Annotated in this window: 9 protein-coding genes; 2 read left to right on the plus strand and 7 right to left on the minus strand. The window is 63.6% G+C overall.

The window, feature by feature from the left end:
• Positions 1 to 9: 9 nt before the first annotated feature.
• From araG to BM026_RS12980, 6 genes are read right to left on the minus strand one after another with little or no spacing between them, the layout of a single operon-like run.
• Positions 10 to 1512: an L-arabinose ABC transporter ATP-binding protein AraG gene (gene araG, locus BM026_RS12955; RefSeq protein ID WP_093528870.1), complete on the minus strand. Its 1503-nt coding sequence runs from the start codon at positions 1510 to 1512 to the stop codon at positions 10 to 12.
• Entirely contained in the window at positions 1509 to 2513 is a 1005-nt protein-coding gene (locus tag BM026_RS12960; RefSeq protein WP_093528873.1) for a substrate-binding domain-containing protein, read from the minus strand. Before BM026_RS12960 ends, araG begins: the two co-directional genes overlap by 4 nt.
• A 37-nt stretch (positions 2514 to 2550) precedes the next feature.
• Positions 2551 to 3414, minus strand: a complete 864-nt coding sequence (locus tag BM026_RS12965) for an SMP-30/gluconolactonase/LRE family protein (RefSeq protein ID WP_093513738.1) — start codon at positions 3412 to 3414, stop codon at positions 2551 to 2553.
• Between the two features lie 36 nt (positions 3415 to 3450).
• Positions 3451 to 5031: an aldehyde dehydrogenase (NADP(+)) gene (locus BM026_RS12970; protein WP_093528876.1), complete on the minus strand. Its 1581-nt coding sequence runs from the start codon at positions 5029 to 5031 to the stop codon at positions 3451 to 3453.
• Between the two features lie 11 nt (positions 5032 to 5042).
• Positions 5043 to 6032: an AraD1 family protein gene (araD1, locus tag BM026_RS12975; RefSeq protein ID WP_093528879.1), complete on the minus strand. Its 990-nt coding sequence runs from the start codon at positions 6030 to 6032 to the stop codon at positions 5043 to 5045.
• A 15-nt stretch (positions 6033 to 6047) separates the two neighbouring features.
• The gene (locus tag BM026_RS12980; RefSeq protein WP_071491459.1) at positions 6048 to 7370 is read right to left on the minus strand and encodes an MFS transporter; all 1323 of its coding nucleotides are present in this window, start codon (positions 7368 to 7370) and stop codon (positions 6048 to 6050) included.
• A 193-nt stretch (positions 7371 to 7563) separates the two neighbouring features.
• On the opposite strand from BM026_RS12980, the gene BM026_RS12985 reads away from it, so the two are divergent.
• Together BM026_RS12985 and BM026_RS12990 are read left to right on the plus strand one after the other, a co-directional pair.
• Positions 7564 to 9300 carry an IlvD/Edd family dehydratase gene (locus tag BM026_RS12985; RefSeq protein WP_093128018.1) on the plus strand — a complete coding sequence of 579 codons (1737 nt, stop codon included), beginning with the start codon at positions 7564 to 7566 and terminating at the stop codon, positions 9298 to 9300.
• Positions 9301 to 9348: 48 nt separating this feature from the next.
• The gene (locus tag BM026_RS12990) at positions 9349 to 10071 is read left to right on the plus strand and encodes a FadR/GntR family transcriptional regulator (RefSeq protein ID WP_093513742.1); all 723 of its coding nucleotides are present in this window, start codon (positions 9349 to 9351) and stop codon (positions 10069 to 10071) included.
• A gap of 70 nt (positions 10072 to 10141) precedes the next feature.
• Here the strand turns inward: BM026_RS12990 and BM026_RS12995 are convergent, their stop codons facing one another.
• The gene (locus BM026_RS12995; protein WP_093528882.1) at positions 10142 to 12268 is read right to left on the minus strand and encodes a TonB-dependent siderophore receptor; all 2127 of its coding nucleotides are present in this window, start codon (positions 12266 to 12268) and stop codon (positions 10142 to 10144) included.

The raw sequence follows: 12268 nt of genomic DNA on the forward strand, positions 1-12268 counted from the left end.
AGTCGTCTCTCAGTTCGCCACGCTGCGCGGCAGGGCCAATTGCAGCAGGTTGGATTCGGTAGCGTCTTCGCGGGTTTGTTCGCCGCGCATCGCGCCTTCGCACAGCACCAGGATGCGGTCGGAGATGCCCATCACTTCCATCAGGTCGCTGGACACCACAATCACCGCAATGCCCTGGGCCGCCAGCTTATGGATGATCTGGTAGATCTCGGCCTTGGCGCCGATATCGATGCCACGGGTCGGTTCGTCCAGCAGCAGCACCTTCATCGGCATCGACAGCCAGCGACCGAGAATGGCCTTCTGCTGGTTACCGCCGGACAGGTACATGATCTTCTGCGCGGCGTTCGGCGTCTTGACCTTCATGGCCTGGATCTGCTGGTCGGCGTTGCCCTTTTCCCAGCCCTCGCGCAGCAGCCAGCCGAACGTGGAGTGGGCACCGCGTGCGCTGATATTGATGTTCTCGGCGACGCTGGACAGCGGGATGATGCCTTCCTTCTTGCGGTCCTCCGGGCACAGCAGCACGCCGGCGGCGATGGCATCCCTGGGCGAGCGCAGTTGCAGCGCCTGCCCGCACAAATGCAGGCTGCCGGCACTGGCGCGCTCCAGGCCGCTGAGCAGCCGGAACAGCTCGGTGCGCCCAGCCCCGACCAGCCCGAACAGGCCAAGGATCTCGCCCTTGCGCACACTGAAACTGATCGGCTCACGCAGGCCGGGACCGAGCAGGCCATCGACCTTGAGCGCGACTTCGCCGTGCTCACGCGGGCGGTAGTCGTAAATGTCCTGGATATCGCGCCCCACCATGCACGTCACCAGTTGGTCGTGGGTCAGCGCGCTCATGTCCTCGAAGGTGCGCACGTAGCGGCCGTCCTTGAACACCGTGACGGCGTTGCAGATGCGGAACACTTCTTCCATGCGGTGCGACACATAGAGCACCACTTTGCCCTCATCGCGCAGGCGCGTGATGATCGCCATCAGGCGGTCGATCTCCCGCGCCGACAGGCTGCTGGTCGGCTCGTCAAAGGCAATCACATGGGCGCCACGGGACAGCGCCTTGGCGATTTCCACCAGTTGGCGCTGGCCAAGGGACAAGCGCCCGAGTTTCTCGGCCGGGTCGATTTCATCCGCCAGCCCCTTGAGGCACGCGAGGGCCTGCTTGCGCAGGAGCCCCCGGTTGACCACGCCGAAACGCGACGGCAAGTGGCCGAGGAACAGGTTCTCGGCCACCGTCATTTCCGGCACCAGATGCAGTTCCTGGTGGATCACCGCCACGCCGCTGGCAATGCTGTCGGCGGCGCATTTGAAGGCCATGGTCTGCGCGCCGATGTGCAGCGAGCCGCTGTTGGGAATGTAGGCGCCGCCGAGGATCTTCAACAGCGTCGACTTGCCCGCGCCGTTCTCGCCCATCAGGGCGTGCACCTGCCCGGGTTGGGCGGTAAAGCTGATGCCATCCAGCGCCTTGACCCCGGGGAAGGTCTTGCCGATGCCGTCAAAGCGCAGGGCCGCAGCGGTCATTGCCACAACCCGATCTTGGTCAGTTCGTCCTTGAAATTGGCGCGGGTGATCAGCGTCACTTCGTCCATGGCCGTGTATTTCGCAGGCTCGGTGCCTTTAGTGACCCAATCGAACATCATCTTCGCAGTGTTGTAGCCCTCGATATGCGGGCTGGGCAGCATGGAGCCAAAGAAGCCGCTTTCAGGCTTTTTCAGTTCGCCAATGGCGTCGGTGCCATTGATGCCGATACCGATCACATTGGCGGCCTTGAAGCCGGCGCTTTCGGTGGCGCGTACGCCGCCCAGCACGGTGTTGTCGTTCATGCCGCCGATGATCAGGTTTTTCGCGCCGCTGGGCAGCTTGACCAGCGCCGAGTTGGTGGCGTCCATGCTGCCGGGTACGTCGAGAGTCTTGGCGGCGGTGAACAGGATGTGGTCCTTGGGCATGCCGGCTTCTTCCAGGGATTTGACCGAGCCGTCGGTGCGTTTCTTGCCGGTGTCGAGTTCGTTGAAGGTGTTGATCACCGCGTAGGTGTCCTTCCAGTCCCAGCCGCGTTTTTTCGCTTCGGCCGCCATCGCGGCGCCCTGCTTCTGGCCCACTTCAAAGGCCGCCATGCCCAGGTACGGCACGTCCTCCATGAAGTTGCCCTTGGCGTCGACAAAGCGGTCATCCACGGCAATGACTTTCAAACCGTTGGCCTTGGCTTTGGCCACGATGGCCGGGCCGAGGGACACGTCCGGCGGGCAGATCACAAAGCCCTTGGCACCGTTGGCGGCCAGGCTGTCGATGGCCGACAGGGTCTTCTCGCCATCGGGCACGGCGATCTTGATCACGGTGAAGCCATGCTCCTTGCCGGCTTTCTCGGCGAAGGCCCATTCGGTCTGGAACCACGGTTCCTCGGCCTGCTTGACCAGGAAGCCGATCTTCACTTCTTCAGCGGCCAGCAACAGCCCGCTCAAGCTCATGGCCGAGACCGCCACAGCGGCGCAGCACAGGGAACGCAAACCACGACGACGATTCATACGGGTGACTCCTTGTTGTTGTTTTTAAAGGGGGGACTTATCCGGCAAAGCGATGACAGGGTTTTCCAGGCACATCGACCTCGATGGCCAATACCGCGCCATCCAAGGGGTGTTCCAACGGGCTGGCCGCGCTGGTGATGTACAGGGTGGTGAGGTTCGGGCCACCGAACACGCAACTGGTGGGGCGGCTGACGGGCAGCTCGATGATGCGGTCGACGGTGCCGTCGGGCGTGAGGCGCAGCAGGCAACTGCCATCCCAGCGGGCGTTCCAGATGTAGCCTTGCACATCCATGGCCGAACCGTCCGGCCCGCCACGTTCGTGGGGACCGAACCACGCCTGCGCGGATTCGAGTTGGCCGTCTGGCTGGATAGCGTGGCGGTACAGCGTGCCGTCCAGGCTGTCGCCGAAATGCACCTGCCGACCGTCATCACTCCACAGCAAGGTGTTGGGAATGCCCAGGCCGCTGAGCAACGGTGTGACCTGCGCATCGGCATCGATACGAAACAGGCCGCCGGAGCGTCGTGTGATGGGCAGGTCTTCACCCTGCTCGCCAATATTGTTCTGCATGGTGCCCAGCCACAGCCGGCCCTGGGCATCGCAGCGTGCTTCATTGCCACGGTTGCCGGGTTGCGGGTCGGCCACGCACAGCAGGGTCAGGGCCTCGGTGGCCAGGTCGAGGCGGTACACGCCGCTGCTCAGGGTCACCAGGGCATCGCCGCCCTCACACGGGATGAACGCCGAGACATGCTCGGGCAACTGCCACACCCGCAACTGCCCGCCCATCAGGCGCAGTGCCTGTTTGCCGGCAATATTCACCCAGTACAGTGCCTGGGTGGGCGCGTCCCAGAACGGTCCCTCGCCCAATTGCGCACGGTGCGGGGTAACGGCGATACACGACATGATGCCTCCTGGATTGTTGTTGTTCTCAGGTGTGCGTTACAGCGGTTCGCGAGATGGCGTGCCATCCACCAGCCGCTGGATGCGCAACGGATTGGCGTTTTTCAACGCGTCGGGCAGCAGGCTATCAGGGTAATTCTGGAAGCACACGGGGCGCAGGAAACGCTCGATGGCCAAGGTGCCAACCGAGGTGCCACGGGCATCCGAAGTGGCCGGGTACGGCCCGCCATGCACCATCGAATCGCAGACTTCCACGCCGGTCGGGTAGCCGTTGAGCAGGATGCGCCCGACTTTCTGCTCCAGCAGCGGCGTGAGTTCGGCGAACTGTTGCAGGTCGGCGGGCTCGCCAATGATCGTCGCCGTAAGTTGACCGTGCAGACCGTGCAAGGCGGCGTTGAGTTGGGCCTGGTCGGCGACTTCGACGAACACGGTGGTGGGGCCGAAGACTTCTTCCTGCAGCACTTCATCGCCGTCGATCAACAGGCTCGCATCGGCCTTGAACAGCTGTGGTTGCGCCTGATTGCCGGCCTGCTGGTTGCCCGCCAGATGCTGGATGCCCGGGTGCGCCAGGAGTTTTTCCAGGCCTTTGCCGTAGCTGCCCAGGGTGCCGGCGTTGAGCATGGTCTGGGCCGGTTGCTCGCCGATCAGTTGCGCGACTTGCTGGGTGAACGCGGTGAATGCAGGCGACGCGACACCGATGACCAGGCCAGGGTTGGTGCAGAACTGGCCGCAGCCTTGTACCACCGAGGCGGTCAGGTCACGCGCGACGCTGTCGGCGCGCACGGTCAGGGCCTGGGGCAATACGATCACCGGGTTGATGCTCGACATCTCGGCAAACACCGGGATCGGCTGCGGGCGCGCCGCCGCCATGTCGCACAAGGCACGCCCGCCCTTGAGCGAGCCGGTAAAGCCCACCGCCTGGATCGCCGGGTGCTTGACCAGCGCCTCACCCACGCCACCGCCGAAGATCATGTTGAACACACCCGCCGGCATCTCGGTGGCCTCGGCCGCGCGGATGATCGCATCGGCCACGCGTTCGGCGGTCGCCATATGCCCGCTGTGGGCCTTGAACACCACTGGGCAGCCTGCCGCCAAAGCAGCCGCTGTATCACCGCCCGCCGTAGAAAACGCCAGGGGGAAGTTGCTCGCGCCAAACACCGCGACCGGCCCCAGGCCGATGCGGTATTGACGCAGGTCCGGGCGTGGCAGCGGTTGGCGGTCGGGTAGTGCCTTGTCGATGCGCGCACCGTAGAAATCACCGCGACGCAGCACCGTGGCGAACAGGCGCATCTGGCCGCTGGTACGCCCGCGCTCGCCCTTGATGCGTGCGGCTGGCAGTGCCGTTTCGCGACAGACCAGTTCGACAAAATCATCCCCCAACGCGTCCAGCTCATCGGCCACCGCATCCAGGAACTGTGCGCGGCGCGATGCGCTCAAGGCGCGGTACGCAGGGTAGGCCTGCGCGGCAGCCTTGGCGGCGGCGTCGACTTCCTGCGGCGTGGCCTGGAAAAAGGCCTGGGGCAAGGCTTCGCCGGTGGTGGCGTCGACGCTGTGCAAGGTCACGCTGCCGTTGGCGCTGCGCTGGCCGCCGATGTAGTTGTGGCCGAGAAACTGAGTCATGGGGTTCTCCATTAAAGGGTGATGACATTGCCGGGTTCGAACGCCGCAGCGCTGCTGCCGACACGGTTGACCAGCGGCGCACCGAACTCGGCCTGGCTGATCTCGAACACATCGCCGACCTGGGTCCGTATACCGTCGGCGAATGACAGCGTGGCGGTGCCGAAAAAGTGGATGTGCACATCGCCCGGCTTAAGGAACTGACGGTATTTGAAGTGGTGGTATTCGAGGTTCTCCAGGCTGTGACACATATTGGCCTCGCCGCTGAGGAACTCGTTCTGCCAGATCACTTCGCCGTTGCGCAGAATGCGGCTGGTGCCCGCCAGGTGCTGGGGCAACTCGCCCACGCGCAACTCAGGGCCGTAGCTGCAACTGCGCAGTTTGGAATGGGCCAGGTACAGGTAGTTCTTGCGCTCCATGATGTGGTCGGAGAATTCGTTGCCCACCGCAAAACCGACACGATAGGGCTTGCTGTCCGGGCCGATCACATACAGGCCGCCGATCTCCGGCTCTTCACCGGCATCCTCGGCAAACGGTGGCACCGGGAAGGCTGCGCCGGGGCGCACCACGATGCTGCCGTCGCCCTTGTAGAACCACTCGGGTTGCACACCCGCCTGGCCAGCCGGTGGACGGCCGCCCTCCACGCCCCATTTGAAGATGCGCATGGTGTCGGTCAATGCGCTGTCGTCGCCGGCCTGGTGCATCTTGTCCCGCGCCGAGGCACTGCCCAGGTGAGTCAGGCCGGTGCCGCTGATCAGCATATGGGCCGGGTCCGGGTGGTCCAGCGGCGGCATAATTTTCAAGTCGGCCAGCAGCGCGGCGTAGTCATAGCTGTCGCCCAGGCCCAGGCTGTCCACGTGTTGCGCCAGGCCTACGCCGGCGTCGATGGCAGCCAGGGCCAATTCGCGCACGCTGTGGGCTGTCTGTACTTCGCGCACCTTGGTGGCGTCGACCACGCCGACACGGCGGTCTCCGTTACGCAACTCGAACTGAACTAAACGCATGACTGTTCTCCTGGATTAAGGTCGGGTGGCGCCACGGGCACTGGCGGCAAATTGGTCGGCAGGCAGCACGTGCCTGCGTTCGAGCAGGCGGTAGACCACAACGGTCAGGACCAGCCCGAACAGCATCACCCCGGACAAGAAGTACAGGCCTGAGGCGAGGTTGCCGGTGTATTCCTTGAGCGCGCCGATCACGAACGGGCCGATATAGCCGCCGAGGTTGCCCACCGAGTTGATCAACGCAATGCCCGCCGCCGCACTGGCGCCCGCGAAGAAGCGCCCGGGCAAGGTCCAGAACACTGCCGTGCAGGAGAACATCGCGAATGCCGCCAGGCACAGCGCCGCCATTTGCAGCACCGGCACACTGAGCGCGGCACTGAAGAACAGGCCAATGGCGCCCAGCACGTAGAGCACCGCAAGGTGGCCGTAGCGGTCGTTCAAACGGTCGGAACTGCGCGGGATGATCAGCAGGCCGATGATGCCGAAGAGATACGGCACCGCAGAGATAAAGCCGGTGACCAGATCAGTGCCGCCGAACTGCTTGATCAGGGTCGGCAGCCACAGGCCCAGGCCGTAGATGCTCAGGGTCACCGGCAGGTAGAACAGCGCCAGCAGCAACACGCGTTGGTCTTTCAAGGCATGCAGCGGGTTGCCGTGACGGGTCTGGCCGTAGGTTTGCAGGTCTTTGGCGAGTTCGCCGGTGAGCCAGGCCTTTTCGTCGTCGCTCATCCAACTGACCTGTTCAGGGCCATCTGGCAGGAAGCGCAGCACCGGCCAGGTCAGCAGGATCGCCGGGGTGCCAATCACGATGAACAGCCATTGCCAGCCGTGCAGGCCAAGGATGCCGTCCATGCCCAGCAAACCGCCGGACACCGGACCGGTGATCATCATCGCGATGGGTTGCGACAGGATGAACAGCCCGAGGATCTTGCCGCGATGGCGCACCGGGAACCACTGGGTAATGTAGTAGAGAACGCCGGGAAAGAACCCCGCCTCCGCCGCGCCGAGCAGAAAGCGCATCACATAGAAGCTGTGCGGGCCCTGCACAAAGGCCATGCCGATGGTGATGGCGCCCCAGGTGATCATGATCCGCGCAAACCAACGGCGTGCGCCAAAGCGGTCGAGCATCAGGTTGCTGGGGATCTCGAACAGGAAGTAGCCAATGAAGAACAACCCCGCACCCAGGCCATAGGCAGCATCGCCAATGCCGACGTCGGCGCCCATGTGCAACTTGGCGAAGCCCACGGCGGAACGGTCCACGTAGGCGATCAGGTACAGCAGGATCAGGAAGGGAATCAGTTTCAGCGTGATGCGCCGAATAAGCCGCAGTTCCTGGCTCATGGGGGTCGATCTCCGATTGTTGTTTTTATAGAAGCTCGGGGGACGCCTCTCGCGAAAATCCGCCAGGGTCATACCTCAGTTGAGATCGACTATATAGTAGGACTATTTACAAAACAACTCTTCCAAAGCAGCGTTTTTGCGCTTATGTTTAAGCACACATAGAACATATAGTCATACAATAAGAGAATCGATCATGCCTGATAAAAAGCCCGGCCTCCGCTCCGCCCAGTGGTTCGGTACCGCCGACAAGAACGGCTTCATGTACCGCAGCTGGATGAAGAACCAGGGCATTGCCGACCATCAGTTCCATGGCAAGCCGATCATCGGCATCTGCAATACCTGGTCGGAGCTGACCCCGTGCAATGCGCATTTCCGCCAGATCGCCGAGCACGTCAAACGCGGCGTGATCGAGGCCGGTGGCTTCCCGGTGGAGTTTCCGGTGTTCTCCAATGGCGAGTCGAACCTGCGTCCCACCGCCATGCTCACCCGCAACCTGGCGAGCATGGACGTGGAAGAGGCGATTCGCGGCAACCCGATTGACGGCGTGGTGTTGCTCACCGGTTGTGACAAGACCACCCCGGCCCTGCTGATGGGCGCCGCCAGTTGCGACGTGCCGGCCATCGTGGTCACCGGCGGGCCGATGCTCAACGGCAAGCACAAAGGCCAGGACATTGGCTCGGGCACCGTGGTGTGGCAGCTCAGCGAACAAGTGAAAGCCGGCACCATCACCCTGGACGATTTCCTTGCAGCCGAAGGCGGCATGTCGCGCTCGGCGGGCACCTGCAACACCATGGGCACCGCGTCGACCATGGCCTGCATGGCCGAGGCACTCGGCACTTCCCTGCCCCATAACGCGGCGATTCCGGCGGTGGATGCGCGGCGTTATGTGCTGGCGCATATGTCGGGCATGCGTGCCGTGGAGATGGTGCGCGAAGACTTGAAGCTGTCGAAGATCCTCACCAAAGAGGCGTTTGAAAACGCGATCCGTGTGAACGCGGCCATCGGCGGCTCGACCAATGCGGTGATCCACCTCAAGGCCATCGCCGGGCGCATCGGCGTCGAACTCGACCTGGACGACTGGACACGCATGGGCCGTGGCATGCCGACCATCGTCGACCTGCAACCTTCGGGGCGCTTCCTGATGGAAGAGTTCTACTACGCCGGCGGCCTGCCCGCCGTGCTGCGCCGCCTGGGTGAAGCCAACCTGATCCCGCACCCGAACGCCCTGACCGTCAACGGCAAGTCCCTGGGCGAGAACACCAAGGACTCGCCGATCTACGGCCAGGACGAGGTGATCCGCACACTCGACAACCCGATCCGCGCCGACGGCGGCATCTGCGTGCTGCGCGGCAACCTGGCGCCGCTGGGCGCGGTGCTCAAGCCCTCCGCCGCCAGCCCGGAACTGATGCAGCACCGTGGCCGTGCGGTGGTGTTCGAAAACTTCGACATGTACAAGGCGCGCATCAATGACCCGGAGCTGGACGTGGACGCCAACTCGATCCTGGTCATGAAAAACTGCGGCCCCAAGGGCTACCCGGGCATGGCCGAGGTCGGCAACATGGGCCTGCCGGCCAAGCTGCTGGCCCAGGGCGTGACCGATATGGTGCGAATCTCCGATGCACGCATGAGCGGCACGGCGTACGGCACAGTGGTGTTGCACGTGGCGCCGGAAGCCGCTGCCGGCGGACCATTGGCCACGGTCAAGGAAGGCGACTGGATCGAACTGGACTGCGCCAACGGCCGCCTGCACCTGGACATCCCCGACGCAGAGCTGGCGGCACGTATGGCAGACCTGGCGCCTCCGCAGAACCTCATCGTCGGCGGCTACCGCCAGCTGTACATCGACCATGTGCTGCAGGCCGACCAGGGCTGCGACTTTGACTTTCTGGTGGGTTGCCGTGGGGCGCAAGTCCCACGGCATTCCCACTAATTGGGATGCTATGATGCCGCGTCTTTAAGTCAGAGCCTCCCCGTCGTTATGGATCACCAGCCGCCAAAGCCGCGCAAGAGCCAGCATGCCCAGATCGTTCAGGACTTGGGCATGCACATCGTTTCCGGCCGCTTCAAGCCGGAAGAACGCCTGCCCATGGAGGCCACGCTCTGCGAGGAGTACCAGGTCAGCCGCTCGGTGTTGCGTGAAGCCACGCGGGTGCTCAGTGCCAAAGGCCTGGTGTACTCCAAACCACGGGTGGGCGCGGTGGTGCGGCCTCGCGTGAAGTGGCACCTGCTCGACCCGGACGTGTTGTCCTGGTTGATGCAGTCCACGCCCCACAGCGAGTTCTTCAACACCCTGGCCGGTGTGCGGCGCATCCTCGAACCGGAAATCGCCGCCATGGCCGCGACCACCGCCACCGACGAAGACATTGCCACCATCGAAAAAGCCTACCTGGGCATGGAAACCGCACAGACCCACGAACAACTGCTGCAGGCCGACCTGGACTTCCACCGCGCCATCGCCGATGCCACCCGCAACGACCTGCTCGCCTACATGTGCAACATGCTGTCGCTGCCGTTGCGCGAGTCGATCAACATCACCAACCGCCGCCCGGACATCCAGGGCCTGAGCCTGCCCCGGCACAAGGCGATCCTCACCGCGATCCAGAACCGCGACGCCCTCGGCGCCCGGCATGCATCGCTGGTGCAGCTGGATGACACGCGGGTGGCGTTGGATACGGTGATGAACGTGCTTACGCCGCTCTGACTTCAAGGGGTACACAGAACCAAATGTGGGAGGGGGCTTGCCCTCTCCCACATTGAAACTGTGCTAGGCATTAGAGGGTGTAGGCGATGCCCACCTGCACCGTGCGTGGCGCGCCTGGGTAGGCGTAGAAGTTGCCGAACGCGCCTTCCTCGAAATCACGGTTGAACAGGTTCTTCACATCCAGGTTCAGGCGCACCTTGTCGTTGACCTTGTAGTAGCCCAGCAGGTCGACCACGGTGTAGGCGTCCATCGAGAAGGCGGTGTTGGAGGTCTGGCCGACCCGTTCATCGACGTATTTGGCGCCCGCGCCCAGCCCGAGCCCCTTGAGGCGACCGTCCTGGAATTCGTAGACGTTGAGCAGGCTGAAGCTGTTGCGCGGGATGTTGGCCAGGGGTGAGCCGACGCGGATGGTGTTGTCTTTGGTGACTTCGGCGTCGACGTAGGCGTAGCCGCCGATCACGCGCCATTCAGGGGTGAGGTTGCCGGCGACGTTGAGGTCGAAGCCGCGGCTGCGTACCTGGCCGGCGGCGACACTGAAGGTCGAGTCCAGGGGGTCGGTGGTGAGCACGTTTTTCTTCTCGATCTGGTAAACCGCAGCATCGACGCTCAGTTGACGATCCAGCGCTTCCCATTTGATGCCCATTTCGTAGGACTTGCCCTTCTCCGGCTCAAACCCACCCCCCTGACGGCTGGCACCTGTATTCGGCTTGAACGAGCGAGCGGCATCGGCGTACACCGCGACGGTGTCGGTGAGGTCGTAGGTCACGCCTACGCGCGGGGTGACCGCGTTATCGCTGGCCTCCCAGCTTTTACCGCCTGGCACATAGGTGTGGTAGTCGTGCTCGAAGCGCTCGAAGCGTGCGCCGGCGAGTAATTTCAGGCGCTCGGTCAGGGCCACTTGGTCCTGGACGAAGGCGGCGTAAGTCTTGAGGTTTTCCTTGTCGTGGGTCGGCGTGCGCGTGAGCGTCGGGCGTGGTTGGCCGTAGACCGGGTTGAAGATGTCGATGGGATAGGCACCCACCGCCCCGCTGGAGCGCTGGATGATCGACTTGTAGTCGTAGTCTTCGAACTCGACGCCGGTGAGCAGGGTGTGGTCAAAACCGCCGGCGGAGAAATGCCCGGTGAGGTTGAGTTGGGTGTCCTTGTCGGTCCACTCCAGCTTGCGGTAGTTGAAGTTGCGACCCAGGGTACGACCGTCAGCGGCCAGACCGTTGGCTTCGATGGCGTTGCCTTGCAGGGTGCCATCGAGCCATTGAAAACCACCGCCCAGGGTCCAGTTGTCATTGAGCAGATGCTCGAAACGCAACTGGGCCATGCTGTTGTCGTTGTGCAGCTTGCCGACGTCTTTGTCGCCCCAGAAGGTATCGCGCGAAGGCGTGCCTTTCTGATTGGCAAAGCGTGTCAGCCCTCGGTCCAGCGGGTGGTTGTTGCGCATGAAGTCGCCTTCGAAGATCACCTTGGTGTCGTCGCTGGCCTGCCAGGTGAGCACCGGGGTGACGCCGTAGCGCTCGGTCTCCACATGGTCGCGGAAGGTGTCGCCGCCCTCGCCCACCACGTTCAGGCGATAGGCCAGGCGACCCTCCTCGTCCAACGGGCCGGAGGCATCCAGGGTGCCGCGCTTCATGCCCTGGTCATTCAATTGGCTGCCGAGGGTGACCGTGCGTTCGGCCAACGGTTGCTTGGTCACCACGTTGAAGGTGCCGCCGGGATCGCCACGGCCATAGAGCATGGTCGCCGGGCCGCGCAGCACTTCCAGGCGTTCGATGGTGTTGGCGTCCGGCATGTTCGGGTAGCCACGGTTGATCGGGAAACCGTTGCGGTAGAACTCGCCGGTGGTAAAGCCGCGCACGGTGAAGGTCGTGAGGCCCTGCCCGCCGAAGTTGTTGGCGCGTCCGACACCGCCAGCGTAATCCAGCGCATCCTGCAGGCGAGTGGCGCCGATGTCTTCGACCACCGCCCTGGACACCACGCTGATGGACTGCGGGGTTTCATGGATCGAGGTGTCGGTGCGCGTCGCACTGGCTGAACGTGTGGCGTGGTAGCCCTGCACCGGCCCTTGGGCGGTCTCGTAATCCGCCTCGCCGGTGACATTGGTCGCTTGCAACTCAAGGCTGGCTTTCTCGGTAGCAGCAACCTCTGCCCAGGTGAACGGGGAAAACGCCTGAAGCACGCAGAGGGAAATCAGGGTACGACGCAT

Source organism: Pseudomonas sp. NFPP24 (assembly GCF_900112095.1).
Taxonomy (GTDB): domain Bacteria; phylum Pseudomonadota; class Gammaproteobacteria; order Pseudomonadales; family Pseudomonadaceae; genus Aquipseudomonas; species Aquipseudomonas extremorientalis.